This window comes from Mesorhizobium sp. M0152 (assembly GCF_040322415.1).
Taxonomy (GTDB): domain Bacteria; phylum Pseudomonadota; class Alphaproteobacteria; order Rhizobiales; family Rhizobiaceae; genus Mesorhizobium.
On the sequence record NZ_JAMYTH010000032.1, the window covers coordinates 51,582 to 69,000 of the forward strand.

The window sequence follows — 17,419 nt, forward strand, 5'->3', positions numbered from 1 at the left end:
GCCGCACCTCGCCTGGCATCTGCCCGGCCTTATTATCCTTGGTGGTGGACCTGCTGCAGTCCATAGACCGGTGTCGGCAGCCCGGCCTGCCTGGCCTTCAATTGCAGCGCCAGGAACTGCGAATAATGGCGCGACTGGTGCAGATTGCCGCCATGGAACCATAGCGCCTCCTGCTGGGTCGGTTTCCACATGTTGCGCTGCTCGCCTTCCCAGGGGCCGGGATCCTTGGTGGTGTTGGAGCCAAGACCCCAGCATTTGCCAACTTTGTCGGCTACTTCTTTCGAGATCAGCTCCGCCGCCCAGCCATTCATCGAGCCGTAGCCGGTGGCGTAGACGATGACATCGGCCGGCAGTTCGGTGCCGTCGCTGAGCAGCACGGAATGCTCCTTGATCTCCTTCACGTCGACGCCGCTCTTGAGCTTGATGTCGCCGTCGATGATCAATTGCGAGGCACCGATGTCGATGTAGTAGCCGGAGCCGCGCCTGAGATATTTCATGAACAGGCCGGAGCCGTCATCGCCCCAATCGAGCATGAACCCAGCTTTCTCCAGCCCTTTGTAGAAGTCGGCATCGCGGTCCTTCATCTTTTGGTAGAGCGGGATCTGGAACTCGTGCAGGATCTTGTAGGGCAGGGAGGCGAAGATCAGGTCGGCCTTGGCCGTGGTCATGCCGTTCTGCACCGCCTGTTCCGAATAGAGCGCGCCAAGGCCGATATCCATCAGCGTGTCGGACTTTACGATATGGGTGGTGGAGCGCTGCACCATCGTGACGTCGACGCCGGCCTCCCAGAGTGTCGCGCAAATGTCGTGGGCGGAGTTGTTCGAGCCGATGACGACGACCTTCTTACCGGCATATTGGTCGGGGCCGGGGTGTTTCGAGGAATGGTGCTGGTCGCCCTTGAAGCTTTCCATGCCCTTGAATTTCGGCAGGTTGGGCCGGCCGGACATGCCGGTGGCCAGCACCAGCTGCTTCGGCTTCAGCGTGATGTCCTTGCCGTCGCGGTGAACGACGACGGTCCATTCCTTGGTCCTATCGTCATAGGAGGCGCTCTTGGCCTCGGTCGAGGACCAGTAGTTCAGCTCCATCACCTTGGTGTACATTTCCAGCCAGTCGCCGATCTTGTCCTTGGGCGAGAAGACCGGCCAGTTCTTCGGGAAATCGATGTAAGGCAGATGGTCGTACCAGACCGGGTCGTGCAGGCAGAGCGATTTGTAACGCTTGCGCCAGCTGTCGCCGGCGCGTTCGTTCTTCTCGATGATAATGGTTGGCACGCCGAGCTGCCGCAGCCGGGCACCGAGCGCGATGCCGCCCTGGCCACCGCCGATGATCACGGTGTAGGGCTGCGTCTTGAAGCCGAGCTCGGCCGCTTCAGTCTCGCGCTCTTCCTTCCATGTCGGACGGTTCTTGCCCGCGCCATGCTTGGCGCCCATCGGCCGCGCGAAGCCCGCGGGCTCCTCGTGGCCCTTCAGTTCGGCCATGGTGGTCAGCAGCGTCCAGATCTTGCCGTCCTTCAGCCTGATCTGGCCGAAGCCGCGCGCCACCTCGGTCTCGAAACTGATCCAGCCTTCGATCAGCCCGCCGCTCTCGGTCGCGTCCTCGCCCTTGGCGATGGCAAAGTGCGATGGCCTGGTCTTCAACAGCTGGCTTTCCAGCATGTCGCGGACCTGGCCGCGACCTTCCATGGTCTTGATGTTCCAGGTGAAGGTGACGAGATCGCGCCAGTAACAATCCTCCTGAAAGCAGTCGACCGCTTTCTCGATGTCGTTGGCGGCAAGGGCGGCGCCGAATTGGTCGAGCAGGTCGGACAGTTTCTTGTTGGGGGTCTTATCGAGCATCAGGGTTCCTCCCGTGAAATCCAGATCGTCATGTGGCTCCTCCCGACTTGCAGGCCGGACGATCAAGTATCGGCGGAGATGGCAGCCTTCGTCACGCCCCACCATAGTTTCACGTGCGTTCAATGGCTTACCTGTGAGGTCACCAAGCGGCTTCAATGGCTGACGGAGAGCGTCGGGAGCGGGCGTCCCGACTCCAAGACGCCGGGACAGCTGGCGAGGAAGGCAACCAGATGCGATCCGCGCGTTTTCCGCTGCAAGGCGCCGGGCTGATCCCCAGGGGTGCGCCGGCTTGCTGTGCGTGCCGGCGCGATTTTTGCCGTTGACAGGCTGCCTTGCCCGCCCTTAGTGTCCGCCACCATGAAAACGGCACTCATTCTCGTAGGAAAGCGCGTGGGCAAGGCGGTGTAACCGCCGGGCGAAAACCTCCCATGCGCAACACACAGGCTCCCTCGGGGGCCTTTTTTATTGCCCGAAACACGACTAAACGACCAGCAATCGCCAGATGGCGGACAGTACGGGACCAGACCGATGAGCAATGGACAGAGCGAGCGGCGCGAAATGACGGGCGCCGAAATGGTGGTGCAGGCGCTGAAGGACAATGGCGTCAAGCACGTCTTCGGCTATCCGGGCGGCGCGGTACTCCCGATCTATGACGAGATATTCCAGCAGGACGAGGTCGAGCACATCCTGGTGCGGCACGAGCAGGGCGCCGGCCACGCGGCCGAAGGCTATGCGCGGTCGACCGGCAAGGCCGGCGTCATGCTGGTGACCTCCGGCCCCGGCGCCACCAACGCGGTGACGCCATTGCAGGACGCGCTGATGGATTCGATCCCGCTCGTCTGCCTGACGGGGCAGGTGCCGACTTCGCTGATCGGCTCCGATGCGTTCCAGGAATGCGACACGGTCGGCATCACGCGTCCCTGCACCAAGCACAATTGGCTGGTGAAGGACGTCAACGAGCTTGCCGCGACCATCCACGAAGCCTTCCATGTCGCCACGACGGGCCGTCCCGGTCCCGTGGTGGTCGATATCCCGAAGGACGTGCAGTTCGCGCGCGGCTTCTATGTCCCGCCGCAGATCGCGCCGCGCACCAGCTATCAGCCCAAGGTCCAGGGCGACCTGGAGAAGATCAAGGCGGCGGTCGAGTTGATGGCCAGCGCAAGGAAGCCGGTCATCTACTCTGGCGGCGGCGTCATCAATTCCGGTCCGGAAGCCAGCCATCTCTTGCGCGAACTGGTCGACCTCACCGGTTTCCCGATCACCTCGACGCTGATGGGGCTCGGCGCCTATCCGGCATCGGGCAAGAACTGGCTCGGCATGCTCGGCATGCACGGCACCTATGAAGCCAACATGGCCATGCATGACTGCGACGTGATGATCTGCATCGGCGCACGCTTCGATGACCGCATCACCGGCCGGCTGACCGCGTTTTCGCCGAATTCGAAGAAGATCCACATCGACATCGATCCATCGTCGATCAACAAGAACGTCCATACCGACGTTCCTGTCATCGGTGATGTCGGCCGGGTGCTGGAGGATATGGTGCGGCTGTGGCGGGCGACCGCCAAGGCCGACAAGAAGGCGCTCCACCCCTGGTGGGAGCAGATCGCCAAATGGCGTGCGCGCGACTCGCTCGCCTTCAAGATGAACCACGACGTGATCATGCCGCAATATGCCATCCAGCGGCTCTACGAACTGACCAAGAACATGGACACCTACATTACCACCGAGGTCGGCCAGCACCAGATGTGGGCGGCGCAGCATTATCATTTCGAGAAGCCGAACCGCTGGATGACGTCGGGCGGGCTGGGCACGATGGGCTATGGCCTGCCGGCGGCGCTCGGCGTGCAGATCGCGCATCCCGACGCGCTGGTCGTCGACATCGCAGGCGACGCTTCGGTGCAGATGACCATGCAGGAGATGAGCGCGGCCGTGCAGCACGATGCGCCGATCAAGATCTTCATCTTGAACAACCAATATATGGGCATGGTGCGGCAGTGGCAGCAGCTGCTGCACGGCAACCGGCTGTCGCATTCCTACACCGAGGCGATGCCGGACTTCGTCAAGCTGGCCGAGGCCTATGGTGGCCACGGCATACGCTGCGAGAAGCCGGACGAGCTGGACGACGCCATCAAGGAGATGATCTCGGTCAGGAAGCCGGTGCTGTTCGACTGCCGCGTGGCGACGCTCGCCAACTGCTTCCCGATGATCCCGTCGGGCAAGGCGCACAACGAGATGCTGCTGCCGGACGAGGCGACGGATGAAGCGGTGGCCAACGCCATCGACGCCAAGGGCAGGGAACTGGTGTAGCTGAAGGCCAAGGCAGGGCTGTCGCGAGAAGCCGTGCGTAAACAGAGATTTAGATCAAGAGTTTGAAATCGAGATTCATGTCATGAACGCACAGCTACAACCGACCGGGTCGGCCTACTTCATCGCCAAGGAAACGGAAAAGCCGGAGAACCACACGCTCTCCGTGCTGGTCGACAACGAGCCGGGCGTGCTTGCCCGGGTGATCGGCCTGTTTTCCGGGCGCGGCTACAACATCGAGAGCCTGACGGTCTCCGAGACCGAGCATGAAAAGCACCTGTCGCGCATCACCATCGTGACGCGCGGCACGCCGCACGTGCTGGAGCAGATCAAGCATCAACTCGAGCGCATCGTGCCGGTCCACCGCGTGGTCGACCTGACCGTGCGCTCGCATGAATCCGGCCAGGAGCGGCCGCTGGAGCGGGAACTGGCGCTGGTCAAGGTTGCCGGCACCGGCGAGGCCCGTGTCGAGGCGCTGCGCTTGGCCGACGCGTTCCGTGCCAGCGTCATCGACGCCAACACCGAGCATTTCATCTTCGAGATCACCGGCAAGGGCTCCAAGATCGACCAGTTCATCGCCATCATGAAGCCGCTCGGCCTGGTCGAAATCTGCCGCACCGGCGTGGCGGCGTTGAACCGCGGCCCACAGGCGATGTAGGGCCGGCGAAGCCGATCCAATCTCCACAAGCGCAAAGTCTGGCCCGGCCACAGACCGGCCGCTGGCCTTTGTGCGGCCGCCTAAAAAGAGACAAGGACGCTGCCTTATCTGGGAGGATATCATGTCGCTCGACGCATTCCTCGCCTTGCTCGTCTACGCCTTCGTGACCTCGATCACGCCGGGACCGAACAATCTCATGCTTCTGGCATCGGGGGTGAATTTCGGCATCGCCCGGACGGTTCCGCACATGCTGGGCATCAGCATGGGTTTTCTGGTGTTGCTGGTGGCGGTCGGGCTTGGCTTGGGTGCGGTGTTGACGGCCTTTCCGGCGCTGCACACCGCGCTGAAAATCGCCGGCGGGGTCTATCTCATGTATCTTGCCTGGAAGATCGCCATGTCGCGTTCGCTGAGCGGCAAGGGTGAGGCGAGTGGCAAGCCGATGCGTTTCATCGACGCGGCGGCGTTCCAGTGGGTCAATCCCAAGGCCTGGGTGATGGCGATCACCGCCATGGCCGTCTACGCCAATCCGGAGCATCCGTTCCTGTCGGTGGTGCTGATCTCGGTCGCCTTCACCGTCGTCAACCTGCCGAGCGTCTCGATCTGGGCGGGGTTCGGCACCGCGCTGCGCGGCTTCCTGTCGGACCCGGTTCGGCTGAAATGGTTCAACGTCGGCATGGGCGTGCTGCTGGCGGCGACGCTGTGGCCGATGCTGCGGTAAAGCTAAGGGCCTCGAAGCGCTGGCACGCGAAAAGCGTGAGCATTCTGTAAACTCCGGTTCACATTGTATTTTGACTAAATGTGAACTGTGGATTACAAATCAACCATGATCGAAGTGCGCAAAACCGCTGAATTCGTCGGCTGGTTCAAGTCCCTCAAGGATATCCGCGCCAAGGCTCGCATTCAGGTTCGGATCGATCGTGTCGAGCTTGGCAATCTTGGCGATGCCAAGTTTTTCGAGGGCATCGGCGAATTGCGGGTCGACTATGGTCCAGGCTATCGCGTCTATTTCGTCAAGGTGGGCAACACAATCATCATTCTGCTCTGCGGTGGGGACAAATCATCGCAAAAGACCGACATCAAGAAAGCCATCGGCATGGCGAAGGAGGTCAAATGACCATCGAAACCACCAAATGGGATGCTTCCGAATTCCTCGACAGCGAGGAGGCAATCGTCGCCTATATCGAAGCGGCCTTCGAAGATGGCGACGCTGCCATTATCACCCATGCGCTCGGCAACGTGGCTAGGGCTCGGGGCATGACGTCCATTGCCAAAGACGCTGGCGTCACACGTGAGGCGCTATACAAGGCCTTGAGCGACAAGGGCGATCCTAAGCTTTCAACCCTGCTCGGCGTCATGAAGGCGCTCGGGATCAGATTGACGGCTGAGGCCGCACCAAAGGACAATAACGCCGAGGCGCGCCTCGGCGGCTAACTCGCCACGAAAGCGATGTATGCAACCGTGGTTGCTGCTCGCTTCGATGTAGACGGTTTTGTCGCCCCTCACTCAGGGCACGACGCGTCTAAGCTGGTCTGGTTGAGGGCTTGGCCAAGCGTGGGATCGCCTTTCACGACGCCGCAACGTGTCTTGTCGGCAGGTGTTGCCCATCCATTGTGCACTGCACATTAAATCTTCGTAATGCCGTGTTTTGGCCCTTTTCCGCCCAAGGCGTGTTCTATCTATTCGGCGAAATCGCGGACGGGCGCCGCGGAACGAGCTAGAATGCGACCACCTGGCTACGGCGTGTCGACGGAGAGGATCCTTGACGATGCGTGGAAAAGTCATTCTTTCATTGCTTGCGGTCGCCTGCCTGGGCGCGGCCTGGCTCTATCTGTCACCCGACGCCCTGAACAAGGTTCAGCAGATCATCGGCGCAAGGCAGGTCGCGGCGTCGGATAAACCGGCGTCGGGCACGCCGGCGACGGGCAAGCAGGCGGGCGGCGGCAATGGCCCCCGCTCGGCCTCGATCGTTTCCGCGACCGCAACGACGGCCGACTTCCCGATCCGGCGCTATGCCATCGGCTTCGTTTCCTCACCGGCGGTGGTCAACATCAACGCGCGGGTCTCCAGCCAGATCGTGTCGATCGACGTCAAGGACGGGCAGATGGTGAAGGCCGGGGATATCCTGTTTTCGCTCGACGACCGCGCGCTGAAGGCGCAGCTCGCCAAGGACCAGGCGACGCTGGCCAAGGACCAGGCCTTGCTGGCAAGTGCCGCGGCGGATCTTCAGCGCGCCAAGGATCTCGTGGCCAAGCAGGCCGGCACGCAGCAGACCTACGATCAGGCGATCGCCGCGCAGAAGGCGGCCGCGGCAACGGCCGATGCCGACAGGGCGACGATCGATGCCGATACCGTCCAGCTGAGCTACGCCACCATCACGGCGCCGATTGCCGGCAGGCTGGGCGCCGTCAGCGTCGCGGTCGGCGATCTCGTCACCACCAGCAACGGCAGCAGCACGTCGACGCCGCTGGTCACCATCACCCAGGTGGATCCGCTGCAGGTGAACTTCAACCTGCCGGAAAGCAATCTTGCGCTGCTGCACAAGGCGCTTGCAAATCCGCAGCAAGGGGCGGTGACGCTGACCAAGGATGGCGACCCGACGCCGATCGGCAAGGGCACGCTCGATTTCGTCGATTCCAGCGTCGACACCGCTTCCGGCACCATCGCCACCAGAGCCAGCATACCGAACGCCGATCTTTCGCTGTGGCCGGGCCAGTATGTGAATGTGGTGCTCGACGCCGGCATCATGCCGCAGATGACTTCGGTTCCCACGGTCGCGGTGCAGCCCAGCCAGAAGGGGCCGTTCGTCTACGTGGTCAAGCCGGACAATACGGTCGAGATGCGGCCGGTGCAGGTGGCGGTCACCGAGGGTGAAAACAGCGCCATCAGCGACGGTCTGAAAAGCGGCGAAAAGGTCGTCGTCGAAGGCCAGACACGGCTGAAGAACGGCGCCGCGGTGCATGAAGGCAAGGCGGCGGCCGGCTCCGGCGAACAGGCCTCGCCCAAGGTCGCGCAAGCCGACAGGGCCGGCGAGGCGAGCCGATGATCTCCGAGTTCTGCATCCGCAGGCCCGTCGCCACCCTTCTGATGTCGTTCGCCCTGGTGCTGGGCGGGCTGTTCGCATACAAGTTCCTGCCGGTGGCGGCGCTGCCGAGCGCCGAATTTCCTGTGGTCAACGTGTCGGCGCAACTGGCCGGCGCTTCGCCCGAAACCATGGCGACCTCGGTGGCGACGCCGCTGATCAAGCAGTTCGCCACCATCGCCGGCATCGATTCGATCTCGACCACCAACTCGCTCGGCTCGACGTCGATCGCCATCCAGTTCGTGCTCAACCGCGATATCGACGCGGCCGCGGCGGATGTGCAGGCCGCCATCGCGCGAACGCAGAGATCGCTGCCGCCGGAGATGACGAGCCCGCCAAGCTACCGCAAGGTCAATCCCGCCGACGCGCCGATCCTGTTGATGTCGCTGGTCAGCGACACGGTTCCGCTGACCGATCTCGACGCCTTTGCCGAGAACGCGATCTCGCCGTCGCTGTCGACGATCGACGGCGTCGCGCAAGTATCGATCTTCGGCCAGCAGAAATACGCCGTGCGCATCCAGATCGACCCGACGGCGCTGGCCGCGCGCGGCATCTCTATCGACCAGCTGCAGGCGGCGATCGCGTCCGCCAACAGCAATACGCCGCTCGGCGTGCTGCAGAACAGCCGCCAGCAGCTGACCATCACCGCCAACACGCAGCTAACCGACGCCGCCGGATTTTCCAATCTCATCATCGCCACCAAGAACGGCCATCCGGTGCGGCTTGGCGAGGTCACGCGCGTCATCAATTCGGTGCAAACGACCACGACCGCAAGCTGGTACGATGGTACCCGCGCGATCATCATGGCGGTGCAGCGCCAACCCGACGCCAACACGGTCGACGTCGTCGACAAGGTCAAGGCGATGCTGCCGTCCTTCCAGGACCAGATGCCCGCCGCCGCCAGCATCAAGCTGCTCAACGACCGCTCGACCTCGATCCGCGCCGCCGTCGACGACGTGCAGTTCACGCTGCTGTTGACCATTGCGCTGGTGGTGATGGTGATCTTCGTGTTCCTGCGCCGTGTCACGGCAACGATCATCCCGGCCGTGGCCGTGCCGATCTCGCTGATCGCCACGCTCGGCGCCATGTTCCTGTTCGGCTTTTCCATCGACAACATCTCCCTGATGGGATTGACGCTGGCGGTCGGCCTGGTCGTCGACGACGCCATCGTCATGCTCGAAAACATCTTCCGCCACATGGAAGAGGATGGGCTGTCGGCCTTCGATGCGTCGCTCAAGGGCGCGCGCGAAATCGGCTTCACCATCATCTCGATCTCGATCTCGCTGGTGGCGGTGTTCATCCCCGTGCTTTTGATGGGCGGCGTGATCGGACGCATCTTCAACGAGTTCGCCGTCGTGGTGACGGTCGCCATCCTGGCGTCGATGTTCGTCTCGCTGACACTGACGCCGATGCTGTGCTCGCGGCTGCTGTCGGTGTCGAAGGCGGACCGCGAGGCTCATGGCGAAAGCCGCAAGCACGATCTCTTCACGCGCGGCTACGACTGGATCTTGAGCTTCTGCCTGCGGCATACATTCCTGGTGTTCCTCGTCTTCGTCGGGACCGCGGCAGCGTCGGTCTGGCTGATCCAGGTCTCGCCGAAGGGCTTCTTCCCGCAGGAGGATATCGGCCAGATCTCGGTGACGACGATCGCCCGCCAGGACATCTCGTTCGACGCCATGGCGAAGCTGCAAGGGCAGGTGGCCAATGTCTTCTCCCATTCGCCCTATGTCGACCATGTGGCGTGGTCGGCGGGCAGCGGCAACAACGCGCTCAATCAGGGGCAGCTCTTCGTCCAGCTGAAGGGCAAGGACCAGCGGCCCGACATCGAGAAGGTGCTTTCGGATCTGAGGCGGCAACTGGCCGGCGTCGCCGGGATCGAGACCTACATGCAGCCGGTGCAGAACCTGCGCCTCGGCGCCCGGTCGTCGGCCAGCGCCTACCAGCTGGTGGTGCAGGGGCTGGACACCGGGCAGACCGATATCTGGGCGCAGAAGCTCAACGACGAAATGGCGGCCGACCACGCGTTCTTCGCGGACGTCACCAGCGACCTGCAGAACAATGCCTTGCAGGCGACGCTGGTCGTCGACCGCGACAAGGCGGCGACGCTCGGCATCGATACCGATACGTTGCGCTCCAGCCTCTATGGCGGGTTTGGCACCGAGCAGGTTTCGACGATCTTCGGCTCCGCCGACAGCTACGAGGTTGTCATGGAGCTCGATCCCAAGATCGCCTGGTCGCCGGAGCGGATGCTGGCCATCCAGGTGAGGACCGCCAGCGGCAGCCTGGTGCCGCTCGGCGCCTTTGCCCATGTCGATCGCACCGCCGGCGCGCTGACCATCAACCAGCTCGGACAGCTGCCGGCGGTGACCATCTCGTACAATTTGCCGCAAGGTGTGGCGCTGGGCGACAGCGTGACGGAGATCAACGCGCTGAAGGACAAGATCGGCATGCCGAAGGCGATCTCGACCACCTTCGCCGGCACCGCCAAGACATTCCAGGATTCGCTGGCCAACCAGGGCCTGCTGATCGGCGGCGCGATCCTGACCATCTATATCGTGCTCGGCATCCTCTATGAGAGTTTCATCCATCCGCTCACCATCCTGACCGGCCTGCCTTCGGCGGTGCTCGGCGCGCTGGTGGCCTTGCGGCTGGCGGGAATGGACCTGTCGGTCATCGCCGTCATCGGCATCTTGATGTTGATCGGCATCGTCAAGAAGAACGGCATCATGATGATCGACGTCGCGCTCGAATTGCGCCGAGAGGGCATGTCGCCGATCGAGTCCATCCACAAGGCCTGCATCATGCGTTTCCGCCCGATCATGATGACGACGCTGGCGGCGCTGATGGGGACGATCCCGATCGCGCTCGGCACCGGCGCCAGCGCCGAATTGCGCCAACCTCTGGGCGTGGCCGTGGTCGGCGGCCTCGTCGCCTCGCAGGCACTGACCCTGTTCGTCACGCCGGTGATCTATGTGTACATGGAGCATTTCTCCGGCTGGCTGCTCGGGCTGTTGCCGAAACGAAAGGGCGAGCTGCACCTGGTCGAAGCCGGGGACCAGCCCTCGCTGTTCGATGCCGGCGACGACATGCCGGGTGAACCGCAAAAAGCGGCCGCCGAGTAAGCGGCGGGCGACGGCCAACTGGCCCAAGCCGTGATGCTTGCGGCCGGCGGGTTGGAACCGTAGTTTGCAGTCATGTCCCACGATCATGACCACGACAACGAGCTCGATCCGTTTGCCGCACGCGTGCGCGCGCTGGAGACCATCCTCACCCAGAAGGGTTTGATCGACCCGGCCGCGATCGACGTCATCGTCGACACCTACGAAACCAAGATCGGTCCGCGCAACGGCGCCAGGGTGGTGGCGAAAGCGTGGGCCGACCCGGTATTCGCCGACTGGCTGAAAAGCGATGCGACGTCGGCGCTCGGCTCGCTCGGCTACGCGGGTCGTCAAGGCGAGCACATGCAGGCGGTTTTCAACACCAGGGACACCCACAATCTCGTCGTCTGTACGCTGTGCTCCTGCTATCCATGGTCCGTGCTCGGCCTGCCGCCGGTCTGGTACAAGGCGCCGCCCTATCGGTCGCGCGCGGTGATCGATCCGCGTGGGGTACTGGAAGAGTTCGGGCTGACGCTGCCGGCCGGCACGAAAATACGCGTATGGGATTCGACCGCGGAACTGCGCTATCTCGTCGTGCCGATGCGGCCGGGCGGCACCCAAGGTTGGAGCGAGGAGCGGCTGGCCGAACTGGTGAGCCGCGATGCGATGATCGGCACCGCCTTGGCGAAGGAACCGGCATGAACGGGCCGCAGGATCTCGGCGGGCAGATGGGCTTCGGCCCGGTGGCGCCCGAAAAGGACGAGCCGTATTTCCATGCCGCATGGGAACGACGCGCGCTTGGCGTGACGCTTTGCGCCGGTGCCATGGGAGCATGGAACATCGACGAGAGCCGGCATGCTCGGGAATCGCTGCATCCGGCCGACTATTATGCCTCCAGCTACTACGAAATCTGGATCAAGGCGCTGGAGGTGCTGCTCACGCGGCATGGCTTCGTCAGCGAGCGCGATCTCAGGGCAGGCGAGGCGATCGATCCAGCGGCAACGCCAAAGCGGGTGCTGACGGCGGAAAACGTGCCGGCGGTGCTCGCCAAGGGCGGGCCTTGCGACCGGCCCGTTTCGACGCCGGCGCGATTCAAGGCCGGCGATTGCGTGCGGACCAAGAACTTCAACCCGACCGGCCACACGCGGCTGCCACGCTATGCGCGCGGCAAGCATGGAACGATCGAGGCGGTGCGCGACGGCTTCGTCTTTCCCGACAGCAACGCGCATGGACAAGGCGAGAATCCGCAATGGGTCTACACCGTGGTGTTCGACGGGGCGGAGATCTGGGGCGAGGGCGCCGACCCGAAGCTGACCGTGTCGATCGACGCCTGGGAGAGCTATCTTGAGCCCGCATGAGGTGAACGGCGCCGCTGAATTGCCGGCGGGTGTCGATGCGCCTGTCTTCGCCGAGCCCTGGCAGGCCGAAGCCTTCGCCATGACGGTGGCGCTGCACGACAAGGGCTTGTTTTCCTGGAGCGAGTGGGCACAGGCGCTGTCGGCGCAGGTGAAGAAGCCGGGCGCCGCTTCCGACGGCCATGATTATTACGAACACTGGCTGGCGGCGCTGGAAAGCCTGCTTGCCTCCAAGGGGCTGGCCGCCAGACCTGACGTCGATGCCATGGCGGCGGCCTGGGAGCGGGCGGCGCATGCCACGCCGCATGGCAAGCCGATCCTGCTGGAGAACGATCCCGGGCCGACCGGTCAGGGCCATGACCAGATGACTTGATCTCATTTTTGGCAATCCGGCCATCTAGCCGGAGGGCATCATGCCTTCCAAAGCAATGATCCTCGTCTTGGCGCAGCGTTCGCGGATAGCTTTGAGCCGTCCGTATTCCGGAGAGTCGTACCATGCCAAGAGGGAAGCCATGTCTGGGAACTCGACAATGACCAGGCGATGAGGTTCCCAATCGCCCTCCAACACCTTGGTGGCTCCACCTCGAGCGATGTACCTTCCCCCGTAGCGCGCTTCGGTCGCGGGCACATCCCGGCGGTATTCCTCGAAAACGGCGGCGTCGGTTATGTCTACATCGGCAATAAGGTATGCTGCCATGCCCTTACCTCCATGAAGAGAGGCATTGAAGCACGTACATTAGCGATCATGCAATTAAGCAAGAGGTATTATCCAGGCGTAGGGGAAATAGCGACGTGACCTATGACAGCTCACTCTTTCATCCGGCGGGCCGGTGTCATTTCAGCTTGACGCCTGTCGGGTTTTTCGTCCCGTCAGATCACTCGTTTTGTTCCTCATCGGCTCGGCATTGCCTATCTGATAGCCTGACCTGCCGGCGGCAGCGAGGCACCTCCGACTGGTCGATGGTGGCACCTATCTTGTCTTTCTCTTGCGAATCCGGTTTCTCGCGCTGATGGAATTCTCTCCCCAACAGGACGAGGCGCTGCAAGCGGTCGCCCGCTGGCTCAAGACCGGCAAGCCGCAGTTGTTCCGGCTGTTCGGTTATGCCGGCACGGGCAAGACGACGCTGGCGCGCTATTTCGCCGAACATGTCGACGGCCAGGTGCAGTTCGCCGCCTTCACCGGCAAAGCGGCACAGGTGCTGCGCTCCAAGGGCGCGGTCAATGCCCGCACCATCCATTCACTGATCTACCGGCCGAAGGGCGAGGAATCAGTATCGGACGAGGTGACCGGCAAGACTTCGATGTCGCCGACCTTTTCGCTCAACCGGCAGAGCCCGATATCGCGTGCGAAACTGGTCGTCATCGACGAGTGCTCGATGGTCGACGAGCAACTCGGCCGCGACCTGATGAGTTTCGGCACACCGATCCTGGTTCTGGGCGACCCCGGCCAGTTGCCGCCGATCTCGGGCGGCGGCTTCTTCACCGACCACGAGCCGGACTTCCTGCTGACCGAAATCCACCGCCAGGCGCGCGACAATCCGATCCTGCGGCTGGCGCTCGATGTGCGCGAGGGACGCGAATTCATGCGCGGCGACTATGGCACGGCGCAGGTGATCGGCAAGGAAGACGTCACCCAGGAACTGGTTTTGAAGGCCGACCAGGTGCTGGTCGGCACCAACCGCACGCGCCGCCGCTACAATCAGCGCCTGCGCGAGCTCAAAGGGTTCAACGCCGACTATCCGCAAGCCGGCGACAAGCTGGTCTGCCTGCGCAACGATCCGGCCAAGGGTCTGCTCAACGGCTCGCTGTGGAAGGTGATGACCTCGTCGCGCGAGACGGTCAAGCCCGGCATCAATCTTCTGGTGTCGCCCGAGGAGGACGATCCGGACCGCGGCGTCGCCAAGATCAAGCTGCTCAAGGCCGCCTTCGAGGATCCGGACGCCGACATCCCCTGGCAGCAGAAGAAACGCTTCGACGATTTCGACTATGGCTACGCACTGACCGTGCACAAGGCGCAGGGCTCGCAGTGGAACGAGATCGTTCTGTTCGATGAAAGCTGGGCCTTCAAGGAAACCCGCCAGCGCTGGCTTTACACCGCGATCACCCGTGCCGCCGAGCGGCTGACGATTGTCAGATAAGGGCAGGCAGGGGCGCTAATCTTGGCACCAAGGCCTGGCCGTCATCGCGCTTCGGCCGGTCGGGCGCCGAGCCATTTCCAGGCGGCGGCTTCATCTTCGATGGTGAAATGCCTGAATTCGACAGGCGATGAAGGGGACAGGGTCTGCCGTGCCTCCACCGTCCAGTCCGGAGAACCGATCGCCGCGCAGCGGCCTATATGTTTCAGCGCATGGACCACACCTTGTCTCAGGGTCTCGTCTCGGATGTCGGCCCAGTCGACGCCGTCATGGTCGACAAGGCGCACGGCCATATCGATTCGCGGATGGAGCGCATAGGCCGCCTCGAGCAGGCCGAACAGGTTCTCCGCATCGGCCGCCGAGACATGACCAACCACTTCGATGGCGAAAAGATCGTCGCGATCAGTGTCGATGCGGCGGATCGCCGGCACGGATTGGAGGAAATTCACGGTGGATGCCTCCTCTCGCGGAACACCTCTGCCCTTCTGGAACACCGGAAACCCCCTATCTGTTCCCGTCAAAGACGCTATAGATGCCCGGTCTCACGCGCGCCGCGTCCCAACCAATGGCGTGGCGCGGCTCGAATCCCTGATTTCACGGACACCAGGCCATGCCCGCAAAGCTTTCCGTCAATCTCAACGCCATCGCCATGCTGCGCAACCGGCGCGACCTGCCGTGGCCGAGCGTGACCGGGATTGGACGGCTTGCCCTGGCGGCTGGAGCCCATGGGCTGACGGTCCATCCGCGCCCGGACGAGCGCCACACGCGCCATTCCGATCTGCCCGAGATCAGGGCGCTGATCGATGATGAGTTCCCGCAGGCGGAGTTCAACATCGAGGGTTACCCGACCGAGGCGTTCCTGGCGCTTGTGGAAAAAAACCAGCCGGAACAGGTGACGCTGGTGCCCGACGATCCTGCGCAAGCAACCTCAGACCACGGCTGGAACTTTGTCGCCGACGCCGCGTTTCTGACACCGGTCGTCAGGCGGCTGAAGAAGGGTGGTTTCAGGGTGTCGCTGTTTTCCGACGCGGATCCCGCCGGAATTGCCGCCGCGCGCGACATCGGCGCCGACCGCGTAGAGCTCTACACCGGCCCCTATGGCAGTTATCATTCCGATTCCGCCAAGGCGGCCAAGGAGCTGGAAAGACTGGGAAAAACCGCAGACGCGGCACTGGCCGCCGGCCTTGGGGTCAATGCCGGGCACGATCTGACGGTGGGCAATCTGCCCGCGCTGGCAAAGCGCATTCCGGCATTGGCCGAAGTGTCGATCGGACACGGGTTGACAGCCGACGCGTTGGAGTATGGCATGGCGGGCACGGTGGGTCGGTTTCTCAGGGCCTGCGGATGGTGATGGTGGCAGCCAAGCTTGGCAAGCATGGCAGCCATAACGTGACGGTACTTGATATTGCATCGCAGCAAGCGTAGAGCACCGCGCGCTTATCGGAGTGTCGTTCATGGCCCTTACCAATGCTGGTAGTGAGGCAGAAACCGTAGATCAATCGAGCCACCCTGAAATCGAGCAGCACAGCACCAAGGTGCTGATGCTGGGGGCGCTCGGCGTCGTCTATGGTGATATCGGCACCAGCCCGATCTACGCCTTCCGCGAGGCATTGCACGCCTCGTCTGGCGGCAATGTCGCCGATCGTGGCGACATCCTCGGCGTGCTGTCGCTGATCATCTGGTCGCTGACGATCACGGTTACTGTAAAATATATCATGTTCGTGCTGCGCGCGGATAACCGCGGCGAGGGTGGCGTGCTGTCGCTGATGGCGCTGGCGCGCGGCAGCTTCGCAAAGCGGTCGGCGATCATTCTCGCCATCGGCATCGTCGGTGCCTCGCTGTTTTTCGGCGACGCCGTCATCACGCCGGCCATTTCGGTGCTGTCGGCGGTCGAGGGCATGAATGTCGTCACGCCCACCTTCCAGCCTTATGTGGTACCGCTGACATTGGTTATTCTTGCCATATTGTTCGCGGTGCAGCGGTTCGGTACGGGTGGCGTCGGCTTGGTATTCGGCCCGGTGACCGCGGTGTGGTTCCTCGCCATTGGTCTTTCCGGCCTCAACCACATCATCGCCGACCCGGAAATCTTGTGGGCGATCAGCCCGCACTACATCGCCGCCTTTCTGATCAATTCGCCTGACGTGGCTTTCGTTACGGTCGGCGCGGTCTTCCTCGCCGTCACCGGCGCAGAAGCACTCTATGCCGATCTCGGCCATTTCGGCCGCAAGCCGATCGTGCTCGCCTGGCTGGCGATCGTGTTCCCTTGCCTGCTGCTCAATTATGCCGGGCAGGGCGCCTTCGTGCTGGCCAATGGCGGGGTCGTCGGCCATCCGTTCTTCGAGATGAACGGGGGCTGGGCTCTGATTCCCATGGTCGTGCTGGCGACTGCTGCGACGGTCATCGCCAGCCAGGCGGTGATATCGGGTGCCTTCTCGCTGACAAGGCAGGCGGTGCAGCTCAACATGCTGCCGCGGCTCGAAATCCTGCATACGTCGGAAAAACAGTCCGGCCAGATCTACATGCCGCGCGTCAACCTGTTGCTGGCGTTGGTGGTGATGCTGCTGGTGGTCGGCTTCGGCGAGTCCAGCAGGCTGGCCTCGGCCTATGGCATCTCGGTGACCGGCAACATGCTGGTAACGACGACCCTGCTCTTCGTCATCATGACGCGCATCTGGAAATGGAATCTCTGGCCGGCAATCGCGCTGACGGCGCTGTTCCTGTTCATCGATATCGGCTTCTTTGCCTCCAACATCGTCAAGGTGTTCGAGGGCGGCTGGGCCTCGCTGGCGGTGGCCGTCACCATCGTGCTGGCCATGTGGACCTGGGTGCGCGGCAGCCGCTATCTGTTCGACAAGACCCGCCGCAATGAGATCCCGCTCGATTTCCTCGCCGGCAATTTGCTGAAGAAGAAGCCGCAGCTGGTGTCCGGAACCGCCGTGTTCCTGACCAGCG

16 protein-coding genes are annotated in these 17,419 nt (G+C 62.9%); 13 read left to right on the forward strand and 3 right to left on the reverse strand.

Features of this window, described 5'->3' with window-relative positions; translation table 11 throughout:
* Positions 1-32: 32 nt before the first annotated feature.
* Complete coding sequence (locus tag NKJ26_RS25595; RefSeq protein WP_352697991.1) at positions 33-1,835, reverse strand: NAD(P)-binding domain-containing protein; 1,803 nt, start codon at positions 1,833-1,835, stop codon at positions 33-35.
* Positions 1,836-2,363: 528 nt separating this feature from the next.
* Between NKJ26_RS25595 and NKJ26_RS25600 the strand changes: the two genes are divergently transcribed.
* From NKJ26_RS25600 to NKJ26_RS25645, 10 genes are all read left to right on the forward strand, one after another.
* Entirely contained in the window at positions 2,364-4,145 is a 1,782-nt protein-coding gene (locus NKJ26_RS25600; protein ID WP_352597842.1) for an acetolactate synthase 3 large subunit, read from the forward strand.
* A gap of 82 nt (positions 4,146-4,227) precedes the next feature.
* On the forward strand, positions 4,228-4,800 hold the full coding sequence (ilvN, locus tag NKJ26_RS25605; RefSeq protein ID WP_023757090.1) for an acetolactate synthase small subunit: 573 nt from the start codon (positions 4,228-4,230) through the stop codon (positions 4,798-4,800).
* Positions 4,801-4,921: 121 nt separating this feature from the next.
* On the forward strand, positions 4,922-5,518 hold the full coding sequence (locus NKJ26_RS25610; RefSeq protein ID WP_352697993.1) for a LysE family translocator: 597 nt from the start codon (positions 4,922-4,924) through the stop codon (positions 5,516-5,518).
* A 105-nt stretch (positions 5,519-5,623) separates the two neighbouring features.
* Positions 5,624-5,914: a type II toxin-antitoxin system RelE/ParE family toxin gene (locus NKJ26_RS25615; protein ID WP_352597844.1), complete on the forward strand. Its 291-nt coding sequence runs from the start codon at positions 5,624-5,626 to the stop codon at positions 5,912-5,914.
* Positions 5,911-6,231 carry an addiction module antidote protein gene (locus tag NKJ26_RS25620; RefSeq protein WP_352697995.1) on the forward strand — a complete coding sequence of 107 codons (321 nt, stop codon included), beginning with the start codon at positions 5,911-5,913 and terminating at the stop codon, positions 6,229-6,231. Before NKJ26_RS25615 ends, NKJ26_RS25620 begins: the two co-directional genes overlap by 4 nt.
* 334 nt (positions 6,232-6,565) lie before the next feature.
* Entirely contained in the window at positions 6,566-7,843 is a 1,278-nt protein-coding gene (locus NKJ26_RS25625; RefSeq protein WP_352697997.1) for an efflux RND transporter periplasmic adaptor subunit, read from the forward strand.
* Positions 7,840-11,001: an efflux RND transporter permease subunit gene (locus tag NKJ26_RS25630; protein ID WP_352697999.1), complete on the forward strand. Its 3,162-nt coding sequence runs from the start codon at positions 7,840-7,842 to the stop codon at positions 10,999-11,001. Before NKJ26_RS25625 ends, NKJ26_RS25630 begins: the two co-directional genes overlap by 4 nt.
* Positions 11,002-11,073: 72 nt before the next feature.
* Entirely contained in the window at positions 11,074-11,679 is a 606-nt protein-coding gene (gene nthA / locus NKJ26_RS25635; RefSeq protein WP_352698001.1) for a nitrile hydratase subunit alpha, read from the forward strand.
* Positions 11,676-12,335, forward strand: coding sequence for a nitrile hydratase subunit beta (gene nthB / locus NKJ26_RS25640; RefSeq protein WP_352698003.1), 660 nt, complete (start codon positions 11,676-11,678; stop codon positions 12,333-12,335). Before nthA ends, nthB begins: the two co-directional genes overlap by 4 nt.
* The gene (locus NKJ26_RS25645; RefSeq protein ID WP_352698005.1) at positions 12,322-12,705 is read left to right on the forward strand and encodes a nitrile hydratase accessory protein; all 384 of its coding nucleotides are present in this window, start codon (positions 12,322-12,324) and stop codon (positions 12,703-12,705) included. The genes nthB and NKJ26_RS25645 overlap by 14 nt, the downstream gene beginning before the upstream one ends.
* A 24-nt stretch (positions 12,706-12,729) precedes the next feature.
* Here NKJ26_RS25645 and NKJ26_RS25650 read toward each other — a convergent pair whose 3' ends face one another.
* Complete coding sequence (locus NKJ26_RS25650; protein WP_352597851.1) at positions 12,730-13,029, reverse strand: DUF1330 domain-containing protein; 300 nt, start codon at positions 13,027-13,029, stop codon at positions 12,730-12,732.
* Positions 13,030-13,342: 313 nt separating this feature from the next.
* Here NKJ26_RS25650 and NKJ26_RS25655 point away from each other — a divergent pair, with 313 nt between their 5' ends.
* Entirely contained in the window at positions 13,343-14,470 is a 1,128-nt protein-coding gene (locus tag NKJ26_RS25655) for an ATP-dependent DNA helicase (protein WP_184873422.1), read from the forward strand.
* A 41-nt stretch (positions 14,471-14,511) separates the two neighbouring features.
* Here the strand turns inward: NKJ26_RS25655 and NKJ26_RS25660 are convergent, their stop codons facing one another.
* Positions 14,512-14,916 carry a SpoIIAA family protein gene (locus NKJ26_RS25660; RefSeq protein WP_352597852.1) on the reverse strand — a complete coding sequence of 135 codons (405 nt, stop codon included), beginning with the start codon at positions 14,914-14,916 and terminating at the stop codon, positions 14,512-14,514.
* Positions 14,917-15,077: 161 nt separating this feature from the next.
* Here NKJ26_RS25660 and NKJ26_RS25665 point away from each other — a divergent pair, with 161 nt between their 5' ends.
* Both NKJ26_RS25665 and NKJ26_RS25670 read left to right on the forward strand, forming a co-directional pair.
* A complete protein-coding gene (locus tag NKJ26_RS25665; RefSeq protein WP_352597853.1) occupies positions 15,078-15,818 on the forward strand; it encodes a pyridoxine 5'-phosphate synthase in 741 nt (246 codons plus the stop codon).
* Between the two features lie 103 nt (positions 15,819-15,921).
* Positions 15,922-17,419: potassium transporter Kup (locus tag NKJ26_RS25670; RefSeq protein WP_352698008.1), on the forward strand; the 1,498-nt coding region annotated here is incomplete at its 3' end.

Excerpts from the sequence above, each read along its gene's own strand:
- NKJ26_RS25600 (WP_352597842.1), top strand. The coding sequence starts at position 2,364 with ATGAGCAATGGACAGAGCGAGCGGCGCGAAATGACGGGCGCCGAAATG.
- NKJ26_RS25665 (WP_352597853.1), top strand. The coding sequence starts at position 15,078 with ATGCCCGCAAAGCTTTCCGTCAATCTCAACGCCATCGCCATGCTGCGC.
- ilvN (WP_023757090.1), top strand. The coding sequence starts at position 4,228 with ATGAACGCACAGCTACAACCGACCGGGTCGGCCTACTTCATCGCCAAG.
- NKJ26_RS25620 (WP_352697995.1), top strand. The coding sequence starts at position 5,911 with ATGACCATCGAAACCACCAAATGGGATGCTTCCGAATTCCTCGACAGC.
- NKJ26_RS25615 (WP_352597844.1), top strand. The coding sequence starts at position 5,624 with ATGATCGAAGTGCGCAAAACCGCTGAATTCGTCGGCTGGTTCAAGTCC.
- NKJ26_RS25595 (WP_352697991.1), bottom strand. The coding sequence starts at position 1,835 with ATGCTCGATAAGACCCCCAACAAGAAACTGTCCGACCTGCTCGACCAA.
- NKJ26_RS25655 (WP_184873422.1), top strand. The coding sequence starts at position 13,343 with ATGGAATTCTCTCCCCAACAGGACGAGGCGCTGCAAGCGGTCGCCCGC.
- nthB (WP_352698003.1), top strand. The coding sequence starts at position 11,676 with ATGAACGGGCCGCAGGATCTCGGCGGGCAGATGGGCTTCGGCCCGGTG.
- NKJ26_RS25630 (WP_352697999.1), top strand. The coding sequence starts at position 7,840 with ATGATCTCCGAGTTCTGCATCCGCAGGCCCGTCGCCACCCTTCTGATG.
- NKJ26_RS25625 (WP_352697997.1), top strand. The coding sequence starts at position 6,566 with ATGCGTGGAAAAGTCATTCTTTCATTGCTTGCGGTCGCCTGCCTGGGC.
- NKJ26_RS25610 (WP_352697993.1), top strand. The coding sequence starts at position 4,922 with ATGTCGCTCGACGCATTCCTCGCCTTGCTCGTCTACGCCTTCGTGACC.
- nthA (WP_352698001.1), top strand. The coding sequence starts at position 11,074 with ATGTCCCACGATCATGACCACGACAACGAGCTCGATCCGTTTGCCGCA.
- NKJ26_RS25650 (WP_352597851.1), bottom strand. The coding sequence starts at position 13,029 with ATGGCAGCATACCTTATTGCCGATGTAGACATAACCGACGCCGCCGTT.